At 51.3% G+C, this 22,745-nt stretch carries 25 protein-coding genes, 2 pseudogenes and 1 riboswitch; of the genes and pseudogenes, 15 read left to right on the forward strand and 12 right to left on the reverse strand.

Going from position 1 to position 22,745, the window contains the following annotated elements; translation table 11 throughout:
• Nucleotides 1-4: 4 nt before the first annotated feature.
• Complete coding sequence (locus ACUY4S_RS10070; protein ID WP_312691646.1) at nucleotides 5-235, reverse strand: DNA polymerase III subunit theta; 231 nt, start codon at nucleotides 233-235, stop codon at nucleotides 5-7.
• A 137-nt stretch (nucleotides 236-372) separates the two neighbouring features.
• Here ACUY4S_RS10070 and yobA point away from each other — a divergent pair.
• The 3 genes and pseudogenes from yobA (at nucleotide 373) to ACUY4S_RS10085 (ending at nucleotide 1,977) form a co-directional block, all read left to right on the forward strand.
• Nucleotides 373-747, forward strand: a pseudogene (gene yobA, locus ACUY4S_RS10075) (CopC domain-containing protein YobA).
• 3 nt (nucleotides 748-750) lie between these two features.
• Nucleotides 751-1,620: a copper homeostasis membrane protein CopD gene (gene copD, locus ACUY4S_RS10080; RefSeq protein WP_458023594.1), complete on the forward strand. Its 870-nt coding sequence runs from the start codon at nucleotides 751-753 to the stop codon at nucleotides 1,618-1,620.
• Nucleotides 1,621-1,638: 18 nt separating this feature from the next.
• Nucleotides 1,639-1,977 (forward strand): YebY family protein, encoded by a 339-nt coding sequence (locus tag ACUY4S_RS10085; protein WP_312691649.1) that lies wholly within the window; start codon nucleotides 1,639-1,641, stop codon nucleotides 1,975-1,977.
• Between the two features lie 654 nt (nucleotides 1,978-2,631).
• Here the strand turns inward: ACUY4S_RS10085 and ACUY4S_RS10090 are convergent.
• Entirely contained in the window at nucleotides 2,632-2,793 is a 162-nt protein-coding gene (locus ACUY4S_RS10090; protein ID WP_312689144.1) for a hypothetical protein, read from the reverse strand.
• A 418-nt stretch (nucleotides 2,794-3,211) separates the two neighbouring features.
• On the reverse strand, nucleotides 3,212-4,159 hold the full coding sequence (locus ACUY4S_RS10095; RefSeq protein ID WP_458023595.1) for a VirK/YbjX family protein: 948 nt from the start codon (nucleotides 4,157-4,159) through the stop codon (nucleotides 3,212-3,214).
• Nucleotides 4,160-4,333: 174 nt separating this feature from the next.
• On the opposite strand from ACUY4S_RS10095, the gene pphA reads away from it, so the two are divergent.
• Complete coding sequence (gene pphA / locus ACUY4S_RS10100) at nucleotides 4,334-4,978, forward strand: protein-serine/threonine phosphatase (RefSeq protein ID WP_458024262.1); 645 nt, start codon at nucleotides 4,334-4,336, stop codon at nucleotides 4,976-4,978.
• On the opposite strand, the gene ACUY4S_RS10105 is transcribed toward pphA, so the two are convergent.
• The 5 genes from ACUY4S_RS10105 to yebS form a co-directional block, all read right to left on the reverse strand.
• Nucleotides 4,979-5,170, reverse strand: a complete 192-nt coding sequence (locus ACUY4S_RS10105) for a YdfD/YebW family protein (RefSeq protein ID WP_312689150.1) — start codon at nucleotides 5,168-5,170, stop codon at nucleotides 4,979-4,981.
• 105 nt (nucleotides 5,171-5,275) lie between these two features.
• Entirely contained in the window at nucleotides 5,276-5,515 is a 240-nt protein-coding gene (locus ACUY4S_RS10110) for a YebV family protein (protein ID WP_312689152.1), read from the reverse strand.
• Between the two features lie 114 nt (nucleotides 5,516-5,629).
• Nucleotides 5,630-7,069, reverse strand: coding sequence for a 16S rRNA (cytosine(1407)-C(5))-methyltransferase RsmF (rsmF, locus tag ACUY4S_RS10115; RefSeq protein WP_458021992.1), 1,440 nt, complete (start codon nucleotides 7,067-7,069; stop codon nucleotides 5,630-5,632).
• Between the two features lie 78 nt (nucleotides 7,070-7,147).
• Nucleotides 7,148-9,781, reverse strand: coding sequence for a PqiB family protein (locus ACUY4S_RS10120; protein ID WP_458021990.1), 2,634 nt, complete (start codon nucleotides 9,779-9,781; stop codon nucleotides 7,148-7,150).
• Nucleotides 9,750-11,033 carry a membrane integrity lipid transport subunit YebS gene (yebS, locus tag ACUY4S_RS10125; protein WP_312689158.1) on the reverse strand — a complete coding sequence of 428 codons (1,284 nt, stop codon included), beginning with the start codon at nucleotides 11,031-11,033 and terminating at the stop codon, nucleotides 9,750-9,752. The genes ACUY4S_RS10120 and yebS overlap by 32 nt, the downstream gene beginning before the upstream one ends.
• Before the next feature lie 131 nt (nucleotides 11,034-11,164).
• Here yebS and msrC point away from each other — a divergent pair, with 131 nt between their 5' ends.
• The 5 genes from msrC to kdgR all read left to right on the forward strand — a co-directional run bounded on the left by msrC (nucleotide 11,165) and on the right by kdgR (nucleotide 16,642).
• Nucleotides 11,165-11,662: a free L-methionine (R)-S-oxide reductase MsrC gene (msrC, locus tag ACUY4S_RS10130; RefSeq protein ID WP_312689160.1), complete on the forward strand. Its 498-nt coding sequence runs from the start codon at nucleotides 11,165-11,167 to the stop codon at nucleotides 11,660-11,662.
• Between the two features lie 96 nt (nucleotides 11,663-11,758).
• Complete coding sequence (gene proQ, locus ACUY4S_RS10135) at nucleotides 11,759-12,445, forward strand: RNA chaperone ProQ (RefSeq protein ID WP_312689162.1); 687 nt, start codon at nucleotides 11,759-11,761, stop codon at nucleotides 12,443-12,445.
• Nucleotides 12,446-12,464: 19 nt separating this feature from the next.
• On the forward strand, nucleotides 12,465-14,513 hold the full coding sequence (prc, locus tag ACUY4S_RS10140) for a carboxy terminal-processing peptidase (protein WP_312689163.1): 2,049 nt from the start codon (nucleotides 12,465-12,467) through the stop codon (nucleotides 14,511-14,513).
• 193 nt (nucleotides 14,514-14,706) lie between these two features.
• Nucleotides 14,707-15,588, forward strand: a complete 882-nt coding sequence (gene htpX, locus ACUY4S_RS10145; RefSeq protein ID WP_312689165.1) for a protease HtpX — start codon at nucleotides 14,707-14,709, stop codon at nucleotides 15,586-15,588.
• A 262-nt stretch (nucleotides 15,589-15,850) separates the two neighbouring features.
• Nucleotides 15,851-16,642: a DNA-binding transcriptional regulator KdgR gene (gene kdgR / locus ACUY4S_RS10150; protein ID WP_312689167.1), complete on the forward strand. Its 792-nt coding sequence runs from the start codon at nucleotides 15,851-15,853 to the stop codon at nucleotides 16,640-16,642.
• Nucleotides 16,643-16,681: 39 nt separating this feature from the next.
• Here the strand turns inward: kdgR and ACUY4S_RS10155 are convergent, their stop codons facing one another.
• A complete protein-coding gene (locus tag ACUY4S_RS10155) occupies nucleotides 16,682-16,921 on the reverse strand; it encodes a YobH family protein (RefSeq protein WP_312689169.1) in 240 nt (79 codons plus the stop codon).
• A 160-nt stretch (nucleotides 16,922-17,081) separates the two neighbouring features.
• Here ACUY4S_RS10155 and mgrB point away from each other — a divergent pair, with 160 nt between their 5' ends.
• The 6 genes and pseudogenes from mgrB to rlmA all read left to right on the forward strand — a co-directional run bounded on the left by mgrB (nucleotide 17,082) and on the right by rlmA (nucleotide 20,437).
• A complete protein-coding gene (gene mgrB, locus ACUY4S_RS10160; protein WP_312689170.1) occupies nucleotides 17,082-17,225 on the forward strand; it encodes a PhoP/PhoQ regulatory lipoprotein MgrB in 144 nt (47 codons plus the stop codon).
• A 74-nt stretch (nucleotides 17,226-17,299) separates the two neighbouring features.
• Nucleotides 17,300-17,590: a YebO family protein gene (locus tag ACUY4S_RS10165; RefSeq protein WP_458021987.1), complete on the forward strand. Its 291-nt coding sequence runs from the start codon at nucleotides 17,300-17,302 to the stop codon at nucleotides 17,588-17,590.
• A gap of 17 nt (nucleotides 17,591-17,607) precedes the next feature.
• Nucleotides 17,608-18,627, forward strand: a complete 1,020-nt coding sequence (locus ACUY4S_RS10170; RefSeq protein WP_458021985.1) for an MBL fold metallo-hydrolase — start codon at nucleotides 17,608-17,610, stop codon at nucleotides 18,625-18,627.
• Nucleotides 18,628-19,114: 487 nt separating this feature from the next.
• Nucleotides 19,115-19,258: pseudogene (locus ACUY4S_RS10175) on the forward strand (DUF2627 domain-containing protein).
• A 12-nt stretch (nucleotides 19,259-19,270) separates the two neighbouring features.
• Nucleotides 19,271-19,480 carry a transcription antiterminator/RNA stability regulator CspE gene (gene cspE, locus ACUY4S_RS10180; RefSeq protein WP_001062678.1) on the forward strand — a complete coding sequence of 70 codons (210 nt, stop codon included), beginning with the start codon at nucleotides 19,271-19,273 and terminating at the stop codon, nucleotides 19,478-19,480.
• Between the two features lie 141 nt (nucleotides 19,481-19,621).
• Nucleotides 19,622-20,437, forward strand: a complete 816-nt coding sequence (rlmA, locus tag ACUY4S_RS10185; RefSeq protein WP_458021970.1) for a 23S rRNA (guanine(745)-N(1))-methyltransferase — start codon at nucleotides 19,622-19,624, stop codon at nucleotides 20,435-20,437.
• Here the strand turns inward: rlmA and mntP are convergent.
• From mntP to ACUY4S_RS10200, 3 genes are all read right to left on the reverse strand, one after another.
• Nucleotides 20,434-21,000 (reverse strand): manganese efflux pump MntP, encoded by a 567-nt coding sequence (gene mntP, locus ACUY4S_RS10190; RefSeq protein WP_312689175.1) that lies wholly within the window; start codon nucleotides 20,998-21,000, stop codon nucleotides 20,434-20,436. The genes rlmA and mntP overlap by 4 nt on opposite strands.
• 6 nt (nucleotides 21,001-21,006) lie before the next feature.
• Nucleotides 21,007-21,181: riboswitch (yybP-ykoY riboswitch) on the reverse strand.
• A gap of 197 nt (nucleotides 21,182-21,378) precedes the next feature.
• A complete protein-coding gene (locus tag ACUY4S_RS10195) occupies nucleotides 21,379-21,834 on the reverse strand; it encodes a DUF986 family protein (RefSeq protein WP_458021968.1) in 456 nt (151 codons plus the stop codon).
• Nucleotides 21,835-21,890: 56 nt separating this feature from the next.
• The gene (locus ACUY4S_RS10200) at nucleotides 21,891-22,739 is read right to left on the reverse strand and encodes a PTS mannose transporter subunit IID (RefSeq protein ID WP_312689177.1); all 849 of its coding nucleotides are present in this window, start codon (nucleotides 22,737-22,739) and stop codon (nucleotides 21,891-21,893) included.
• Between the last annotated feature and the right edge of the window lie 6 nt (nucleotides 22,740-22,745).

Raw genomic sequence — 22,745 nt, forward strand, 5'->3', positions numbered from 1 at the left:
TCCATTACTTCGCTTTAGGCTCGTAAGGCAAGCGAGAAAGCGAGACGGAAGCCAGTCGGTGCGCAATGAGACGCTGACGAAACCAGTCACGCAGGTGCGCGGGCTGTTCGCGTTCAACCGCCTCGGCGATGACCGGCATATTATAACGCTCTTTAAATGCAACACCTGCTGCAGCAAGATCGACGTTGACCTTGTCCATTTCGTCCTGCGGGAGTTTTGCAAGATTAGTTGTCATGATTTTCTCCTGGTTAGACGCGGCAAAAGGTACTAAGCCTGTGGCATAAAGACAAGCATACCGATAATGATACTCGACGCGATAATTATACAGAGTTATTCTCTGCCCTAAATGTATAACAAAAAGGAATGAAGACAATGCGCATCTCTCCGCTCCCTCGTGGTCGTTGGATCGTGCTCATCGCCAGCCTGTTTGTCACGCCTGCCGCACTCGCGCATGCACATCTGAAAGGCCAGTATCCAGCCGCCAATGCTGAAGTCACTGCAGCACCGCAAGCCTTGACGCTCAATTTCTCGTAAGGGATCGAACCAAGGTTCAGCGGTATTGATGTGACGGGTGAACGGCAGCAAATTATCAGGACCGGCGCGGTGAAACGCAATGAGAATGATAAAACGCAGATGATTGTCCCCCTGGAACAACCGCTGACGCCGGGCAAGTATACTGTTAGCTGGCATGTGGTTTCTGTGGATGGCCATAAAACCAGTGGTCGTTACGTCTTTTCTGTGAAGTGATCCATGCTGGCAGAAAGCTATGTCTGGCTGCGGTTTGTCCATTTCGCTGTCCTGATAGTGATCTTTGGTTCAGCCCTGTTTAGCAGCTGGCTTGCGCCGCATGCCCTGCGACGCCTGCTCGCACACCGTTTTATGCCACTCCAGCAGAGGTGCCTGTGGCTGAATATCGCGTCTGCTGTGCTGATGTTTATGGTACAAGGCGGGATGATGGGCGAAGGCTGGCAGGATGTCTGGCGACCAGAGATTTGGCTCATGTTAACGGGCACACAGTTCGGGTCGGTCTGGTCGTTGCAAATGTTACTGGCCTGCCTGACGCTGATCGTTGCGCTGTTACAGCCCGGGAATCAGCAGCGGCTTTTACTGCTGGTGACTATCCAGTTTATGTTGTCGGCTGGAACGGGGCATGCCGCGATGCACGACGGGCTGACTGGCGTACTGCAACGCGGTAATCACTTTATCCACCTCATTTGCGCGGCAACGTGGCTGGGAGGACTGCTTCCGGTGCTATTTTGCATGCAACTGGCGCACGGGCGCTGGCGGGAGGCCGCAATCGCGGCGATGATGCGTTTCTCGCGCTATGGGCATCTTGCTGTTGCCGGGGTGTTGATGACTGGCATTATCAATACCTTGTTCATTCAGGGGTTGAACCTTCCCTGGCATAGCGCCTGGGGACGTTTGTTATTGCTGAAATGTGCGCTTGTGGTGGTGATGGTGGCAATTGCGCTCGTGAATCGGTATGTTCTGGTGCCCCGCCTGAGCCTTAAAAACGATACTGCACGGCAGCGTTTTATTAGCCTGACATGGGCTGAAGTGGGGCTGGGAGCGCTGGTGCTGGCAGCTGTGAGCTTGTTTGCGACCTGGGAACCTTTTTGACTGAACCTGGCGGAAAGAATGAAGAAGAAATTATTGGCACTGTTAATGTTGACCTGTTCTGGTACTGCGCTGGCGGCACCGCAGGTGATCACTGTGAGTCGTTTCGAAATCGGCAAAGAAAAATGGGCCTTCAACCGGGAAGAAGTGATGCTAACCTGCCGCCCGGGCAAGGCGCTGTATGTGATTAATCCAAGTACGCTGGTGCAATACCCGTTGAATGATGTGGCTCAACAACAGGTCGATAGCGGTAAAAGTAGCGGCCAACCCATCAGTGTCATCCAGATCGATGACCCCAACCGACCCGGTGAAAAGATGAGTCTGGCGCCGTTTATTGCCAAAGCTGAGACACTTTGTTAATAAACTGTCTTAATGGCTTGAATCAAAAAACAAAAACCGCAAGACTTTCTCAACAAGTCTTGCGGTTTTAACATTTCTGAGCGTGACGATAACCTAATTTTTCTGACCACTTTTGTCGCGGACTGGAAAACCTGACGTCGTCATCTATTCTTAAAGTGCAAGGCGACTTAGCCTGCATTAATGCCAACTTTTAGCGCACGGCTCTCTCCCAAGAGCCATTTCCCTGGACCGAATACAGGAATCGTATTCGGTCTTTTTTTGCACTTCAGTAATACCAGCCCTGCAGCGCTAATTCAAGTGGTTATACCCCCCGCGGTTGTGTTGCTCTGGCGAACCCGCAAGGGTGAGGATTTGTTATGGCTCAGGTTAACTCATCGCTCTTCTTCATGATCCCAACAGAAATGCCCAACGGGAGGATGGCTTTTGCACGTGATAGATGCGTGTACTGCGGGGAGGGGCAACGAAGGACCGTATGCGGTAGAGGGCAAAATCATAGGAAACGTGAGCAAAAAAGGTACGATTTTCCGAAATGTTCAGCTTCTCTCACACTTGCTCTTCGGGAATGAATCAAGCGCTCATACTCTGCCTAAAAAGGATAAACATCCGGCCTGAGCCGGATGTTTAATGATCGCATTTTTGATGCCTGCCAGGGACTTACCAGCCGCCCGGGCCACCACCGCCAGGTCCTTGCATGGGCGCTCCACCGTGCCCTCCGCCGTGACCGCCACCGGGACCTGGTCCCCAGAAGGGGCCGATACAACCGGAAAGAGAAAGCGCCGCGCAAAGGGTAATCACTGCAAAAATCATTTTTTTCATATTATCTCCTCAAGAAGTCGCGCTAATTTATCATTATCCTATAAATTTTACTTAAGCGTAATCTTAAAAATATATGATATATAATAAAAATCGTACTACGAGTCCGGAGGAACACGGATGACGCAGACATAGCGGAAGGCATGCCACTCGTTTGTTTATCCTCATGTTATCTGGACTGATGGCGGGTAGCGGTAGCCCTTGTCACTGAAAATCGCTGACGTGAATTTTATGATGCACTGGGTGGAAAAGACGGAGAGTAAATATGTAGGCGGTATCAGATAGCGCGTAACGCGACGCTGGTGAATTATACCATTATATTAACAATGTTTATCTATGGTTTAAGAAAAGAGGTGTTTAAAATAGGGGCATTGATAACAAAATAAACGCAGGCAAAGCGTATTACTCCGCCTGCTAATATTTACGCGCAAAACAATTGATTAACTTTTACAATAACATCATCCAGCAATTCAAAACGACGGCGGTACTCGGCACGTTTTTTACTGGCAATAGATTCTAATGACTTACGTGCAAATTGTGTCGGCAAACGCCAGCGCCATTTATTGTCTTTTACACCTTCAATGGATGCCCAAAATTCATCGTAACTGGCGTGAAAATGGCGGCCTTTGCTCAGGCGGTAACGCAGAGCGCGGAACACATGGCCATTATCGCTGACACCGTAGATCGCAGTTATGCCTGTCACAGCAGCAAACTGACTCAACACTTCCAGCAGCATTTTTTTCGGGAACACACCGTGACAAGCGCGCGTGGCGACTTTAATGACATCGTGCTGAACCTCTTTGCGTGGTCCTTGCAGACCGCCGATAACCAGTACGCGTTGGCCCTTTTCGCTCACCACGCTGAATGTCACGCTGGCCAGCAGGTGATCATTCTCATCGTGCAGCCATAGCGTGCTTTCACCTTCACGCTCTGCTTTGCTGGCACCGGATGCATAAAGAGAGAAACGGGCGTCATCTTTACCTAAAAATTCGATGATTTGACGAGGCTCCGCGGCACTTAGCGTCTCTGCCAGCGCAGGTGGGACTTTCTCATCCAGCCAGACGTAATGGGAAATAATGGCATCCGCACGTTGCGACGCTCCCAGCCCCAGCGTGAGGTATTGGCGGTGCGATTTACTGGGAAGCGTAATTTGAGCGCTGAGTAAGCTGTCGAACCCCGGTCGGCGGGACAACGCATCCAGCATGCGCGTGGTCGGTGACCAGAATAGCAGCGAGCGAAATAAAAACTTAATACGGTAATTACGCTTTTTCCAAATCGGACCGGGGACAAGACGACCGGCAACCAAATCGGAAATAATACGCGGCTTATAATTTGTCTTAAGTTCTGTTTGCAGGCTGATATTTGACACGATGAAGACCTCTGATTGTTTCAGCGCTTATTTTAAAGGTCTGGTAAATACAAATTAATGCTGCCCCGGTCTTTATTTTCGATTCGTTTAATAATGATTTAGATAAATAGCGTCTGAACAATACATCTTTCTTCGTCAAGGATTTTCCTATACTTAAAAATAAGGGGGGCAAACATGTATCAGCGTATTGACGGCACACAGTGGCGTAACATTTGGATTGTCGGCGATTTGCATGGTTGCCACCGGCAACTGATGCAGGCGCTCCGTGTACGCCATTTTGATCCCTGGCAGGATCTCTTGGTTTGCGTGGGAGATGTGATCGATCGCGGGCCAGAGAGCGTTCAATGTTTGAAGCTATTGCAAAAACCCTGGTTTAAAACCGTGCGCGGCAATCATGAACAGATGGCGATAGATGCTCTGCGCGAGGGTGATATGGCCATGTGGCAGCTCAATGGCGGTAACTGGTTCAGCACACTGGAGGCGGAGGAACGGCAGCACGCGCTGGAAGGGTTGCAGCGTTGTGCACAGCTGCCCTATATCCTGGAGTTACATTGCCAGAACGGTGTGAATGTTGTTGCGCATGCCGATTATCCGGCTGCGGAATATCAGTGGGAGAAAGCGATTGATCAGGAGTCTGTGCTCTGGCGACGCGACAGACTAAACAAGCTGTTGGCGGGCAAAGGTAGCAAAATCGCCGGTGCCGATCATTTTTGGTTTGGTCACACACCTCTCAGAGCTCGTTACGATGCGTACAATCTGCACTATATTGATACCGGTGCGGTGTTCGGCGGTGAATTGACACTGGCGCAACTGCAATAATCAAAAATCACTGAACTCACTGGCCGGGCGCCAGAAACCGTCAATAAAGTCTTCAACCGGGTAGCAGCCTCCATGGCGTAATCGCTGTGTATCCATCGCGCGAAGACACTGTTGTTCGGTGTTAAATACATCTACAACGATGTCGTCACACCCACCATCCAGGTAACAGACAAATAACACCAGAGCGAACATCCCATCCTCGGTTCAGTACAACGTAACGATAAGTGTAGAGGATGAATCCAGGCAGGGGAAATCAGGCGGGTAAATAACCCGTCTTATGGACGGGTTCCTTTCGAATCAGGCAAGACGCATGACCCAGGTATCAGACTTCTGATCGTAATGCTCGCGATACAAAACCGAATGTTCGCCGTTTAGGGTGGCAGGAATGCTGGTTTCCGCGTCCCAGGCATCAAGTTGCATACACAGATCCGGGTCAGAGCTGCAGGGAATACGCAATGTGCGTTGGCCCTGCGCTTCGCCCTGCAACTCGGCATCGTCGATTTCGAATGCGCCAATGCGCACGCTGGTTTTCGTCATAATGCTCTCCGTTGTTAGCTGATTGTGTGGTACGACCAGTGAAGCCGCCCATATTTCAGCCTGGTACAACGAAGAGCAAGTTGCCAGTCAGAAAGTGCTATTTTTTTACCGCGATCATGCGTTACCGGCAAACAACCGACCGTCGCGCACCAGTTCGCGTGGGTAACTGTTCTTCAGTCGCGACCCCACTTTTTTTGCCAGACCTAGCGGTTGCCCCTGAAAGGTCACAATCACATCATCGCGCGGCGGCAAAGTGTCCGGGTAGATGTCGCGGCCGCGATACCACTCTTCTGCTTCGGCCAGCGTCAGGGGAAAAGCCAGCGGATTATCATGACCGGTCAGCGCAATAACGGCCTCATGCTGCCAGCGAAAACCTTTATTGTGTGTTTCTGCCAGACGCAGACCAATACGTTGAAAACGAACTTTGCCAATCAATGGCTCAATATGGGCCGGAAACAGCCAAATCTCTTTATCCCGTTGCCACAGATGCAACTCATTCCCCCAACGCAATCCGACCGCCGCGGCGGCAGTGGCAATTTGTGCCGCTTCCCGCGGTTTAACCGGGCTAAAGGGGAAATTACCGACTTTATAGGTTGGCAAAGGCAGGGGAGGTACCGTTGCCGTTTTGCGCAGGCGGGACACGAAAAAACCTTCACAATCATAGATCTGCGGGAATACATGCAAAAACCCGTCTTCGGTTAATGCGCGGCCGGCATCCGGGAAAAGTGCATCCAATGGCATGAACTCAACCGCATCCGGGTAGCGGGCCTGTAGCCAGTGACAAATGGCTTCATTTTCATCGCGATTCAGTGTACAGGTCGAATAGACCAGCGTGCCGCCAGGACGCAAAGCATGGAAGGCGCTATCGATCAGCTCGCGCTGGGTGGCGGCAATCTCCAGGTTACTGGCAACCGACCAGTTTTTCAGCGCATCGGCATCTTTTCGTACCACGCCTTCGCCTGAGCAAGGAGCATCGAGCAAAATGGCATCGAACATCTCGGGGAGTGCCGGTCCAAAAACCCGGCCATCAAAATGCGTCAACGCAACATTAGAGATGCCGCTACGGTTAATATTGGCATGTAACACTTTGACCCGGCTGGCCGAGAACTCATTGGCCAGAATGGCTCCCTTGTTGTTCATACGTGCAGCGATTTGTGTGGTCTTGGACCCTGGTGCGGCGGCTACATCCATGACCCGTTGCGGTATATCGCCATCAGCAAACAGGGCGGCAACCGGTAGCATCGAGCTTGCTTCCTGAATGTAAAACAACCCGCTTAAATGCTCAGCGGTACTGCCCAGCGGCAGCGTCTCTTCATCGTCACGCTCGATCCAGAACCCCTCGGCACACCAGGGTACGGGTGTGAGTTGCCAGCCGTAGGGGGCTACCAGTGTGAGAAAATCCGCCACGGTAATCTTCAACGTATTAACGCGAATACTCCGCCGCAAAGGGCGCTGGCAGGCCGCGATAAATTCATCGAAAGAGAGATGGGCTGGCATGGCCAGGCGCATTTGCGCCAGGAATGCTTCAGGAAGGTAAACAGCGTTTTGAGCCACAGGGCGCACCACAAGCAATAAAACAGGCGCGCAGTGTAGCACAAAGGCTCCGACGCAGACACGCCGGAGCCTATAGCGTTAACGCGGCAGGGCGGTGCCCCATTGCCGCCACTCTTTCGGCTCACTTTCCAGCAACAGGAAATGTTTACCCGGCTGTGCTTTCGGTGCCAGCGGCGTACCCGGTGGCGTCGCAAAGGCAATACCGCCGCGAATGAATTGATTAAAGGTACCGGTTTTCACCACCCCGCCAGTCAGGCCAAAATCAAGCGTATAGCCGGACGCCAGCCAGAAGACTGAATTGTTGCGTACCAGGTGTTGATAGCGTTTGCTGATGCGCATCGCCACCATCACACGGTCGGAAAGTGTGCCGAGCGCCAGCCCGGTAACCGTACCCACCTCGATACCGCGGAACAGGACCGGGGTGCCGATGTTCATCGAACCTACTTCCGGCGCTTCTACCACAATATTGAGCCCGTCGAGGTAGCGCGAGTCGGTGATGGTCGCTTCCGAAATTTCGAAATCCCTGCGCATGTCGCCGCGCCCTGGCTCCACATTGATATAAGGCTGCAACAGGGTATCAAGATGCTCGACGCCTGCGGCAGAGATTTGCGGGGTGATCACAGAGAAACGAGAACCCGAGCGGGCAAAGGTCTGCACATATTCCGGGTAGAGTACGGCACTGGCCTGAACTTCGTTTTTATCGGTGATCAGTTGCAAACTCTGAATCTGACCGATATCAATGCCCAAATAGCGGATCGGCATGCCTTCCGCCAGTTTTCCGGCATCAAACGCGTGTAACGTGATCTGGCCACCAACGGCACGCGCCGCAGTTTCGGAAGCGTACAGTTCACGTTTGTCGCCTTTACGGGTGCGACCACTCGCGCCACTCAGGTTATCAAAACTGATTGCACCTTTTATCGCCCGGGACAGGGGAGAGGCCTGTACCGTCAGCCCGCTGCCATTAAGCTGCACTTTCGCACCACCTTCGGCCCAAAAGACGCTGTTCGAGGTCAGCAGATCGTGATACTCAGGTTTGATATGTAAATCGATGTCGAAGGCGTTAGCACGCGGGCGCACCGTGATAACCTGGCCCACTTCGAATTTACGATACAACACCACCGAGCCTGCCTGCACATCTGGCAGGGTTTGCGCAGTCAGCGTCAGTGTCGTGGTGGGCAGATCGCTCAGACTGTTTTCCAGCGCTTTATCGAGGTTGGCAAACAGCGGATAGGTCTGTTTCATGTCGCCTTTTACCCCAGGCAGAATGCGGATCCCTCCGCTGACCCATTCACTGGCGCTGGCAGCAAGAAATTCCACGCCATCAAGTCCAACTTTGACATCGATACGGCTGTTAACCACAAATTTACTGTCGCCATGCACCAGCGAGCGATATTGCGGATCGATAGCCACAGCAAAGGAAACACCGTCGCGCGTCAAATTGCGCTCCAGTACTTGCCCTATCTGCACACCATGCAGAACCAGCGGTTGCCCTGCGTCGATGCCATAACTTTCCGGCGCAGTCAGTGTCAACGTAACGACGCCGGGCTCCTGCAAAAGATTTTTGTCGGCAGGAAGTACTGCGAACTGATTGCGAGGCTGGCCTTCACCTGGCACCAGCTCCAGCGTATTGCCGGTCAATAACGCGCTGACATTGGGGTTGTTGAGCGAAAGTTTCGGGCTGCGCATCTCAATACGGGTTGTATCGCGTAGGAGATTGACCACGCCGGGATCGACAGTCAGCTCCCCGGTTACGGTGCCCCCGGGATTAAGGTCGATTTTGGTCAGCTCACCCACTTCCAGACCCTGGTACATTAACGGCGTGGAACCGGCTTTCAGACCCTGGCCGCCGGGCAGATCCAATTTGACCAGCACACCGCGCTGGCTGTGAGCCAGGTCTTCATATAAGCCATACTCATCGTCCTGGTTAGCTGTGGCCGATTCGTCGGGTGAATCGAAGGCGATGGCACCATTGACCAGCGCAGCCAGACTTTCCAGTTCCACTTTCGCGCCGCTCAGACTCACATCCGCTTTGACACCGGAAACGTTCCAGAAACGGCTGGCTTTTTTGACCAGATTGGTGAAACGCCGCTCAATCAGCACATCGATGGTAACGCCTTGTTTATTGGCGTTGATCGAATAGTCATAGACCCGACCGACGGGGATTTTTCGAAAGTAGACCAATGAGCCACTGTTTAGCGCCCCTAAATCCGGCGCATGCAGATGGATCATCAGGTCGCCATTGTTCAGGCGATACTTTGGTTGCGTGTCCAGCGCGGTAAAATGCTCCTGCGGCTCACCTTTACCCGGCATCATTCCGATGTAGTTACCGCCAACCAGTGCATCCAGCCCGGATACCCCGGCGAGGGACGCTTTGGGGGTGACCAGCCAGAACTGGGTTTCGCTGCGAAGCGCATCTTTCATGTTGGCTTTAATACTGGCGCGCACTTCAATTTTTTTCAGATCGTCACTCAGGCGAATATCCTGCACGGTGCCAACTTCCACCCCCTGGTAACGAACCGGTGTGCGCCCGACAACGATGCCATCGGCGGACATAAAATCGATAGTGATGGTGTTACCACGATCTTCGTAGCTGCTCCATATCAGCCAGCCTGCGATCAAGAGGGCGATAACCGGTAACAGCCAGAACGGCGAAATGCGCCGTTTAGATTTAATGCGCGCTTCAGTCGGCGAAGCGGGGGTTTCCTGACTCATGAGCATCCCAAAGTAAGCGACTGTCCAGCCATTCGACAGCAAGAATAGTCAAAATTACCGCCGCACCGAAATAAAACGCGGCCGGTCCCATAGTAAAAGCGAGTAGCTGGTCGCGATTAATCAGTGACATCATCAGTGAAATGACAAACAGATCGAGCATCGACCAACGCCCAATCCAGGTCACAAAGCGCAAGAGTAAAATACGAGAACGCAACCCCTGTTCAAATTTAAAATGGATGCTGAGAAGCAGTGTAAACAGCACAATGACTTTGGTAAATGGTACCAGGATACTGGCGATAAACACCACGCCCGCCACAGCAATATTGCTGTGGGCAAGGGAGATGATCCCGGACATGATGGTGTCTTCCTGGCGCGCACCGTTGACATAAATCACCGAAATCGGCAACAGGTTCGCCGGGAACAGCAAAATAAATGACGCCGTCAGTGATGCCCAGCATTTTTGCAGGCTCTGCTTACGACGCATTGGCAAAGGAATATGGCAGCGCGGGCAGCGGCCTCGCGGGTCCGGGAAACCGGTAAAATGGCAGCCAAGGCAGATACGCAACTGCGGGTCTGGGCGCTTTGCCGGGCGTTGCGGATAAAAGCGCTCCCATAACTGTTCCACATTGAGGTGGATAAGTGTCATGACACTCAGGAGTACCAGCGCGATAAACGCAAATAAGCCGATGCCGGGCTGAAGCCATGCGTAGTCCTGCACTTTGATCGAGGCAACGCCAATCCCCACCAGGTAGATATCCAGCATCACCCATTCTTTGAGTTTCTCCAGCATCAATAATACCGGACGGAGATTCATGCCAAGGATATTGCCGAGCCATAAATAGGCAATCCCGCTAATCAGCACCAGCGGTGCGCCAACGGTACAAAACAGGACCATTGCTGCGGTCAGTGGGGATCCCTGTGCGGTCATTTGCCAGATCCCCTGCAACAGGTTGGCATCAATGCGCACTCCTAATAAATAGAGATGCAATAAGGGTTCGCCCCATGCGAAGGGCATCAGTAGTAGCATTGTTACCGCCATGGCGCCCAGGCGGGTTAATGACCAATCGCGCCCATCGCGGATTTTGGCGTCGCAACAGGGGCAAAATGCACTTTGGTGCGATTTCATAACCGGTAACGCAAAAAGCGTATCGCATTGTGGGCAGCGCTGATAATGTGCGCGGGGCAATGCTTCGCCGACCCGGCGAATGGCGATTTTTTGCGTGGTGGCGAGTTGTCGAATCTTCAGGGCCATTGCATGCGTCAGAAAAGGTTTGAATGAATCTATCTTAACTCATGTCGTGAACATCTTGAGCATCAACGCATTTAATGCTTATTTTAATAGGCTAAGCAGTTTTCAAAGTAAGACACCAAAGTGGTTGGATAATGAACAAAACAGAATTTTACGCGGATCTGAACCGTGACTTTCAGGCGTTAATGGCAGGTGAAACCAGTTTTTTAGCTACGCTTTCAAACACCAGTGCGCTGTTATTTGAGCGTCTTAACGGGGTGAACTGGGCGGGGTTTTACTTGCTGGAAGGCGACACGCTGGTACTGGGACCGTTTCAGGGCAAAATCGCCTGCGTGCGTATTCCCGTCGGGCGGGGTGTTTGCGGCACGGCAGTGGCGCAAAACAAGGTACAGCGTGTAGAAGATGTGCATCAGTTCGACGGCCATATCGCTTGTGATGCCGCCAGTAATGCGGAAATCGTATTACCACTGTCGGTGAATAATCAGATAATTGGCGTACTGGATATTGATAGCGTTGAGTTCTCTCGCTTTACTGCAGAGGATGAACAAGGGCTTCGCGAGCTGGTGTCGCATCTGGAAAATGTCCTTGCGGGGACGGATTTTAAAAAATACTTTGCGCCCGTGGCAGGATAATCAACGGATAACGTAGCATTTACGGATAGCGTCATTATAATGACGCCTGTTCATGCCTGCGCTTGTTGGCAACGTCCGTTGTAATCAGGAAATTTCATGGAAAATCAACCTAAGTTGAATAGCAGTAAAGAAGTTATCGCTTTTTTGGCCGAACGTTTTCCTCACTGTTTCAGTGCTGAAGGCGAAGCACGCCCCCTGAAAATTGGAATTTTTCAGGATCTGGTCGAGCGTGTTGAGGGTGAGATGAGTCTCAGCAAAACCCAACTTCGTTCCGCTTTACGTCTTTATACTTCAAGCTGGCGTTACCTGTACGGCATCAAGGCGGGCGCGGCTCGTGTTGATCTCGACGGCAACCCGTGCGGTGTCCTTGATGAGCAGCATGTCGAACATGCGCGTAAGCAGCTTGAAGAAGCAAAAGCTCGCGTTCAGGCGCAACGCGCTGAACAGCAAGCCAAAAAACGAGAAGCAGCTGCTGCTGCCGGTCAGGAAGAGGCGCCTCGTCGTGAGCGCAAACCGCGTCCGGCTCCGCGTCGTAAGGAAAGCGGCGAGCGTAAGCCTCGTGCTGACAAACCTGTCGCGAAAACCCAACGCGCACCGCAGCAGGAAGAGCGCCATACGCCAGTTTCAGATTTGTCTGTACTGAGTGTGGGGCAAAACCTGAAGGTGAAAGCGGGGAACAATGCGATGGACGCCACCGTGCTGGAAATCACCAAAGATGGCGTTCGCGTACAGCTTAGTTCGGGTATGTCGATGATTGTACGCGCAGAACATTTAATGTTCTGAAACGGAGGCCTGGCCTGGCATGAACACTTTGTTTAAGCGCACAGCGTTGGCTGGTCTGTTATTCGTAACAGGCCATGCGCTGGCTGTGGAAGATATTACCCGTGCTGATCAGATTCCGGTGTTAAAGGAAGAGACGCAGCATGCGACCGTGAGCGAGCGTGTTACGTCACGCTTCACACGCTCTCATTACCGTCAGTTCGATTTGGATCAAGCCTTTTCGGCGAAGATCTTCAATCGCTATCTTAATCTGCTGGACTACAGCCATAACGTGCTGCTGGCAAGCGATGTCGAGCAGTTTTCGCAAAAGAAAGGCCAGTTAGGCGATGAGTTGCGCAGCGGTAAGCTGGACGTTTTTTACGACCTCTATAACCTCGCGCAAAAACGCCGATTCGAGCGTTATCAGTATGCGTTGAAGGTACTGGAGCGCCCGATGAATTTTACCGGTAATGATTCGTTCAATTTGGATCGCAGCAAAGCTCCCTGGCCGAAAGATGAAGCCGAGTTAAATGCGCTGTGGGACAGCAAAGTGAAGTACGACGAGCTGAGCCTGAAGCTGACTGGCAAAGATGACAAAGAGGTGCGTGAAACCTTAACGCGTCGATATAAGTTTGCGATTCGCCGTCTGGCGCAGACCAACAGCGAAGATGTGTTTTCGCTGGCGATGACCTCCTTTGCCCGGGAAATCGATCCGCACACTAACTACCTTTCCCCGCGTAACACTGAGCAATTCAATACTGAAATGAGCCTGTCGCTTGAAGGTATTGGCGCGGTGTTGCAAATGGACGACGACTACACCGTGATTAATTCAATGGTGGCGGGTGGTCCGGCGGCGAAAAGTAAAGCCATTAGCGTGGGCGATCGTATCGTTGGCGTCGGGCAGACCGGGCAGAACATGGTCGATGTCATTGGCTGGCGTCTTGATGATGTCGTTGCCCTGATCAAAGGTCCTAAAGGCAGCAAAGTCCGTCTCGAAGTTCTGCCAGCAGGTAAGGGCACCAAAACCCGTATCGTGACGCTGACGCGTGAGCGTATCCGCCTCGAAGATCGTGCTGTGAAGATGTCGGTTAAGACGGTAGGTAAAGAGAAAGTCGGGGTGCTGGACATTCCTGGCTTCTACGTTGGTCTGACGGATGATGTCAAAGTTCAGTTGCAGAAGCTGGAAAAACAGAACGTCAGCAGCGTAGTCATCGATCTGCGTACCAACGGTGGCGGAGCACTGACCGAGGCGGTGTCGCTCTCTGGTCTGTTTATCCCTTCCGGGCCGGTCGTACAGGTGCGTGATAATAACGGCAAGGTGCGCGAAGACAGCGATACTGACGGTGTGGTCTATTATAAAGGCCCGCTGGTGGTACTGGTGGATCGCTTTAGTGCCTCGGCGTCGGAAATTTTTGCTGCTGCGATGCAGGACTATGGTCGTGCGTTGATTGTTGGCGAGCCGACGTTCGGAAAAGGTACCGTTCAGCAGTACCGTTCGCTCAACCGTATCTATGATCAGATGCTGCGTCCCGAATGGCCAGCGCTGGGTTCGGTGCAGTACACCATCCAGAAATTCTATCGGGTCAATGGTGGCAGTACGCAGCGTAAGGGCGTAACGCCGGACATCATTATGCCGACCGGAACGCAGGTGACGGAAACGGGTGAGAAATTCGAAGACAACGCACTGCCGTGGGATAGCATCAATGCTGCCACCTTTGTGAAATCCGGTGATTTAAAACCCTTTGGCGCAGAATTGCTGAAAGATCATGAAGAACGTATCGCGAAAGATCCTGAATTCCAGTACATCATGAAGGATATTGCGCGCTTTAATGCTCTGAAAGATAAACGTAACCTCGTGTCGCTGAATCTGGTGCAGCGTGAGAAAGAGAATGCGGAAGATGATGCGATTCGCCTCTCTCGCCTTAACGACCGCTTCAAACGTGAAGGCAAACCGCTGCTGAAAAAACTGGATGATTTGCCGAAGGATTATCAGGAGCCGGATCCGTACCTTGATGAGACGGTCCACATTGCGCTTGACCTTGCCCATCTGGACAAAGACAAACCGGCGGAACAACCCGCTCCCGCGAAGTAACTCCCAACAGGCACAAGAAATTGTGCCTGTTTTTTTTAACAATCCTCCACTGGCGTAAGCGTTGTGCTACAAAATGTAAAGTTGTGTCTTTCTGGTGACTTACGCCACTCCGATGCTTGAAAATAGCCTGTATGCCCATACGATGTGGGTAATCGCATAGTGCGTTTTGTTAAACCGAGGTTAAAAGAAAATTATGATGCGAATCGCGCTCTTCCTGTTGACTAACCTGGCCGTGATGCTGGTATTCGGTCTGGTACTTAGCCTGACGGGCATTCAATCGAGCAGCGTTCAGGGTCTGTTAATCATGGCGCTGTTGTTTGGTTTTGGCGGCTCGTTCATTTCACTGCTGATGTCGAAATGGATGGCGCTGAAATCGGTTGGCGGCGAAGTGATTGAGCAACCGCGTAACGATATGGAGCGCTGGTTGATGAATACGGTGGCGCAGCAGTCGCGCCAGGCAGGCATCGCAATGCCGCAGGTGGCAATCTACCATGCGCCGGATATCAACGCCTTTGCGACTGGTGCACGTCGTGATGCCTCGCTGGTCGCGGTCAGTACCGGGCTGTTGCAGAACATGAGTCGTGACGAGGCAGAAGCCGTCATCGCTCACGAAATCAGCCACGTGGCCAACGGCGATATGGTAACGATGACGCTGATCCAGGGCATCGTAAACACCTTTGTTATCTTTATCTCGCGCATTATCGCGCAGATTGCCGCAGGGTTTCTGGGCGGCAACCGTGACGACGGTGAAGAGAGTAACGGCAACCCGCTTATCTATTTTGCTGTTGCAACCGTACTGGAGCTTGTATTCGGTATTCTGGCCAGCATTATTACCATGTGGTTCTCTCGCCACCGTGAGTTTCATGCCGACGCCGGCTCTGCGAAGTTGGTAGGACGCGAGAAGATGATTGCCGCTTTGCAACGCCTGAAAACGAGCTATGAACCTCAGGAGGCCAGCAGCATGATGGCATTCTGTATCAACGGGAAGTCAAAATCGCTGAGCGAATTGTTTATGACACACCCGCCGCTGGACAAACGTATTGAAGCGCTGCGTACCGGCGAATACCTCAAATAAGTTCAGTGCAGTTCTGGAAAGCGCGTCGCATGACGCGCTTTTTTTATGTCTCTAAGAGACGTGCTTCGTCAGGAAGATTTAACCCTGTTTAATTTAGGGGTATGCTCATAAGGTTATTATCTGGTCATCCTGACAATGGCTTTCCGGCTTTATGTCGCAGATTTGTAATGAAGTGGGTATACGCGCATTGCGGCGACAAATGGGCGAATTTATAATAAAATCGGATTCTGAATTTTATAAAACACAGGCGGTGAGGTGATTAATGGCAATCGCAGATTTGGATAAACAGCCAGATTCTGTCTCTTCAGTATTGAAGGTATTTGGCATTCTGCAGGCGCTCGGCGAAGAGCGTGAAATCGGCATTACCGAGCTTTCGCAGCGTGTCATGATGTCAAAAAGCACCGTTTATCGCTTTTTGCAAACCATGAAGTCTCTGGGCTATGTGGCGCAGGAAGGGGAGTCAGAAAAATATTCCCTGACGCTGAAGCTGTTTGAACTGGGTGCGCGCGCATTGCAAAACGTGGATTTGATCCGCAGTGCGGATATCCAGATGCGTGAACTCTCTCGTCTGACCAAAGAGACGATTCACCTGGGCGCGCTGGATGAAGACAGCATTGTCTACATCCACAAAATCGACTCAATGTACAACCTGCGCATGTACTCGCGTATTGGCCGTCGCAACCCGCTGTACAGTACCGCAATTGGCAAAGTGTTGCTGGCCTGGCGCGACCAGGAAGAAGTGGTGCAAATTCTCGAAGGCGTGGAATACAAACGCAGTACTGAGCGTACCATTACCAGTACGGAAGATTTGCTGCCGATGCTGGATATTGTGCGTCAGCAAGGTTATGGCGAAGACAATGAAGAGCAGGAAGAGGGCTTACGCTGTATTGGCGTACCGGTTTTCGACCGCTTTGGCGTCGTCATTGCCGGGCTGAGTATCTCTTTCCCGACGCTGCGTTTCTCTGAAGAGCGTTTGCACGAATACGTAGAAATGCTGCACCAGGCGGCACGTAAAATTTCTGAGCAGATGGGATATAACGACTATCCGTTCTGAAAATAAAAGCCGCCTCAGGGCGGCTTTTTAGTTTTATTGTTAACCGTTATCAATCACGGTTTCGCTTTTTCGCAGTAGCGGGCAATTCGACAGACCAAAGAAGCCGTTGTTGGAATGAACATATTGTGCGGTACTGGTCCCTCTCGCTGTCAGATACTTACACTGTAAACCCAGGCCTGCCGCGTTCTCATGGCTGCCGATTAGGACGCCATATCCGCTCAACAAAAGCCCAATCCACGCCAGCGCAACGATGATCACACCCCGAATCACTGTTCGCATGTTAGCTCCTTGCAAAATGAAAAATCGATTCTCAGGCTACTGACTTTACCTTATGAAACAAGTCGAGCATTCCTAAAAAATTCGAAAGGAGCTACAGTTAGTCGCGGTTTAGGGAAGCCATGTTAACCTGGTGACACCTTGCAATGTTGCGGAGAGTGGAGTGAGAAAATATAGATGGCTGATACTGGCTGCCGTACTGGTAGTCTGCCTGCTACTCTGGACTCAAATGATTAACGTGATGTGCGATCAGGATGTACAATTCTTCAGCGGCATCTGCGTCATCAACAAATTCATCCCCTGGTAATGGCATTTTTTCAGTGAGAGATTTCCTTCCTTGACGCCAGTGGTAAAATGCCGCGTCTACATTGAGGTGGTGAAATGAACGAAGTAATGAATTCGGGTGCACTTAATTTTGCATCCCTTGTGGTTTCTTTGGTGGTTTTGGTGGTCGGGCTGGTGTTGTGGTTCTTTATTAATCGCGCCAGTTCACGTTCGAACGAACAGATAGAATTGCTCGAGGCCTTGTTAGACCAGCAAAAAAGGCAAACAGCGCTGCTGCGTCGCCTGTGTGAAGCTAATGAGCCGGAAAAAGAAGAGACGCCTGAACCGGTCAAAGCGCAGGCCAGAGACGATGATGAGGATTTCATCCGTCTGGTGGCTGAACGCTAACAGGTCAGGAGGGCAAGATGGTCTGGAAAAACCCCTGGTACAATCCTGCTCTCCCGCACCATACCCCCGAAGGATTCACCAACACGGCATCCGTCGCCCACCAGCCTGGCGACGTAAAACGCTGGCGCGACGAGCGCAAAGCCGCCGGGTTGCCCACGCCTCCCGCGGGTGGTTACCCGCTTTTTATCGAGCAGTGGTGGCAAAGAGCGGTTATCAATCAGCATGAAGAAGATGGTGTATGGTGGTTGGGGCATGCCACTCTTCTGTTACGTCTGCAGGGGCGTTTTCTGCTGACTGACCCGGTATTTTCCCGTCGGGCTTCTCCCGTTCGTTTTGCTGGTCCGCGGCGGCGTACCCCACTAGCGCTGACGACAGCCGATATCCCACGGCTTGATGCCATTCTCATTTCTCATAATCACTACGATCACCTGGATAAGAGCACGCTACGATTGCTGCTGCGACGTTTTCCGGATGTCCACTTCTTTGTCCCTTTAGGGTTAGGGCAGTGGGTGCGTCGGTTGGGAGCAAGGAATATTTCTGAACTGGACTGGTGGCAGGAATCTCTGTTTGAGGATTTGTCCTTTACCGCCGTCCCTGCACAGCACTGGAGCATGCGCACCTTTTGGGATCGCAATCGCTCTTTATGGTGCGGCTGGGTCATCGCCTCTGATTCACTGCAGTTCTGGTTTCCAGGGGATACGGGATACACTCCAGAGTTACTGCAGATCCCGCAACGCCAGGGGCCGCTGGATGCGGTAGCTTTACCAGCAGGGGCTTACGCGCCGCGCTGGTTTATGTCAAATAACCATATGGATCCTCAAAGCGCTGTGTCGCTATGGCAACAACTGGGTATGCCGCTGGCATTTCCTGTCCACTGGGGTGTATTTGAACTGGCGGATGAATCGCTCGATCAACCGGTTAAAGAGTTGCAGACTTTATTAAGCGAAACGGCAGGGATAAATGATAACTTCAGGATCCTGAAAATTGGTCAGTATTTACCTCTGGCTAATTCTGAAGCTTCGCTTAAAAAAATGTGAGCCATTATAAAATGACATTGTTTTATTTTTGTCGAAACGTTTTCATTGCTTATTTATGAGGCATTGTCATCATAATTTCATTATTTTGGTGCAGGCATAAGCTTATTTGCACAACAACTATGCAGTAGTAAACCCATGGGATAGTTTACCCTCTGATCAATATTGTTTAAGAATCTTCCTGGGTGAGTGGAAGGGCATAACTATGCGAAAAAAGTTCTAACGATATACGCTATATGTCTCGCTTTTTATGCCGCTGCGTGGACGAATGGAACTTATTGAGCTATGGTAAAAAATAGTCGGAATATGCTGCAGATTCCTCGCTTCAAATCGTCTGCTATAACGTTCATTTTTTTGCATAAAAGTGCATCGGTAACGTTAATAACCACAGGATTTGTGCGACGGATCGAGACATGTTTAAAAATGGCTTGCCTTAAATTACGTATTGTGTGATAACACGTTTTGGGTCAAACGAGGTACAGTTCTGTTTATGTGTGGCATTTTCAGTAAAGAAGTCCTGAGTAAACACGTTTCGTTGAATACAGCTTCTCTGCCGAACCTTATATTAGTGCCTCAAGCAGTAATGTCTCAGTTTTCTCAGTCAAAATGCCTGCGGGCGAAGTATATACATTAAGGAATTTTGCAAATGGCAAAGATTAAAGGTCAAGTTAAGTGGTTCAACGAGTCTAAAGGTTTTGGTTTCATTACTCCTGCTGACGGCAGCAAAGATGTGTTCGTACACTTCTCTGCAATCCAAGGTAATGGTTTCAAAACTCTGGCCGAAGGTCAGAACGTTGAGTTTGAAATTCAGGACGGTCAGAAAGGTCCGGCTGCAGTTAACGTAACTGCTATCTGATTTCGACACCTCTGAGCTTGAAGCGCCTTGTGCGCATCAATGTCAGCATAAAGCCTCGCCATCGTGCGGGGCTTTTTACTTTCCCCGGTATAGCAAATAGCGGTACACTTCCGCCTTTTAGAAATCCCCCCCGGAGTTTGTATGCCTTTCAGTTGCCCGCTCTGCCACATGCCCCTCAGTCGTAGCGACAAATCGTTTGGTTGTCTTTCAGGTCATCAGTTTGATATTGCGAAAGAGGGTTATGTGAATCTGTTGCCGGTGCAGCATAAACGTTCCCGCGATCCGGGCGACAGTGCGGAGATGATGCAGGCACGGCGTGCTTTTCTTGATGCCGGGCACTATCAACCGTTGCAAGAGGCTATTGGCAAGCTGTTGAGCAAAACGATAACCACGGGCGCAGAGGCTGTTCTCGACATTGGCTGCGGGGAAGGGTACTACACGCAAGCATTTGCGCAAATTGCCCAAGAGCCAGGCGCGCAGACCTTTGGTCTTGATGTGTCGAAAGCTGCCATACGTGCCGCAGCGAAACGCTATCCGCAGGTCATGTTTTGTGTCGCTTCCAGCCACCGCCTGCCGTTCGACGATAACAGCTTTAATGCGGTGGTGCGTATCTACGCGCCCTGCAAAGCGCAGGAACTGGCTCGGGTGATTAAACCTGGCGGTGTGGTGATAACAGCCGCACCAGGTCCGCGGCATTTATTGGAACTTAAAGGGCTTATTTATGATGACGTTCAGTTGCATGCTGAGAATTCGGGCGAAATCGACGGTTTTACCGTGACTGAGCAGCAATCCATGGCGTATGAAATGATATTAACGGGACCAGAAGCGGTCGCGTTATTGCAGATGACGCCCTTTGCGTGGCGCGCGAAACCCGAAGTATGGGAAAAATTAGCGGCAACCGAACGTTTTCACTGCCAGACGGATTTTAGCATTCACTGCTTAAGGCGGGCAGACTAACCGGCAAAGTGGCTCCACAGGATCTCCGTGCCGATGCCAATCAGCACAATTCCCCCAAGGATTTCGGCGCGCTTGCCAAGCAGCGGGCCGATAAAACGGCCAACCATCATGCCCAGTGTCGACATTATCAGCGTGGTGCAGCCGATGGCCAGCGCAGTCATGAGAATATTGACCTGCAGGAAGGCGAGCCCAACGCCAACCGCCATTGCGTCCAGGCTTGTGGCAATGGCGGTGGTGACTAATAACCAGAAACCGTGGCGGGTTGGAGTTTCGCAGCAATCTTCTTCATTGCCACGCAGCCCTTCCACGATCATTCGCCCGCCGAGGAACACTAATAATACAAATGCGACCCAGTGGTTCCACTCGAGGACAAACTGTGTCGTTAGCATGCCCAAGCTCCAGCCAATCAATGGCGTCAGCGTTTCAATCACACCAAAGATGAGGCCGGTACGCAGGGCTTCGCTGAATTTGGGTTTATGTAGGGTTGCTCCCTTGCCGATAGATGCGGCAAAAGCATCCATAGACATGCCAAAAGCGAGAAGTAGGGTGGCGGATAAGTTCATAAGAGCGTCCTGACCGGGAGTTCCATATAACACACCACTGCCCCCAGTAAACAGCAGTCGGTGTGTCAATGGTCTCGCCTGACTGATCAGATTCAGTCCGTACGCGCCACGTTTTGCAACGAGTATGTTGACACGTACATTTCCGGGTGGTGGAAATCGGCTACTCCCCAACGACGGACGCACATTAACATATTTTGAGAATATAAAACAACAACAGAAAAATATAATCCCGTTTACCAGTTGATAACGATTAGCATTAAGATTTATGCGTGAAAATAACGTTAATAAATATAAGTACTTTTAGTCTGCAATATAGCAAAGGCTATAAATTCGTTTATTTTTTACACGAAAATATAGACAAGGCTAGGTTGTAACTCGTTAATTTTTAACAAGAATTTTATATATTCTTTCAAGATCGTCGATATTCCGTACACGTACCAGTAATCGCCGTTGTTCTAATTGCATAACCAGCACACCATCTTCGGATAAATTCATCTCTTTAATGCGGTTATATTCGATCCATACGTTACCAAAGAAAAACCCCTGCTTTTTAAAGATGATTTTCGGGGCGCGGATCCAGAAAAGATAAATTCCGAGCAGTACCAGCGCAAATAATAACCACAGACTTAATGTCGGACCGGCGTTGACCGCATTGTTATAAATGAGGATGACCAGCAGACCGATAAAGATCGCACCATCGGTGCGGCTTCTGCGTAACAGGGGCACACTCAACAGCGTTTCGCCATTGCGGCGGGGCATAATAAACTCATCATACAAAGCAAAAGCCAGCAGGGCGGCAACAGTCAGCAGCAACACGACGTCCGTCATCGTCATTCTTCCTCCGGTAAATAAAAAGGGGGCAACAAAGCCCCCGGTCACAACAGCAGAAATTACAGACCCAGCAGGCCGATGGCGTAGCCCACGATGCCAATGACAAAGAAGCCAACGATGATCCACAGCGGGTTAACTTTCTTACGCAGCAGCCACATACAGGCAAAGGTCAGCAGCAGCGGCACCAGGCCCGGCATTAACTGGTCAAGGATGGTTTGGACCGTCGTAACAGTGGTTTTACCGGTCTGGTCAGTGATCTCCGACACGACCAGCGGAATGTTCACATGCGTCCACTTATTGACCAGCGCCCCCATGACAAACAAGCCGAGGATAGAGGCTCCCTCTGTTAGTTTCTGCAGGAAACCGCCGCCCATATCTTTAACAATGTCGATACCTTTACGGTAACCGTATGCCACGCCGTAATAGCGTGTGGCCAGGCGAACAATGTTAAACAGGAAGAAGAACAGCAGCGGCCCAAGCAGACTACCGCTCATGGCGATCCCGGCGCCCAGTGCTGCAAATACCGGGCGTACAGTTCCCCAAAAAATCGGATCGCCCACCCCGGCGAGCGGCCCCATCAGACCCACTTTGATGCCGTTAATCGCACCGTCATCGATCTCTGCGCCGTTAGCGCGTTGTTCTTCCATCGCCAGGGTTACGCCCAGTACCGGCGCGGCAACATAAGGATGGGTGTTAAAGAACTCTAGGTGGCGTTTGATTGCCTGCCGGCGCGCTTCGTTGTTCTCCGGATAAAGACGTTTTATCGCCGGTACCATAGAGAAACAAAAACCAAGCGCCTGCATACGTTCAAAGTTCCATGAACCCTGGAACAGGTTAGAACGGAGGAACACACCGCGAATATCGCCTGGAGTGAGTTTTTTCTCAGTCGTTTTAGTCATATCAACCATGTCGCT

This window comes from Kosakonia beeri, assembly GCF_054165705.1.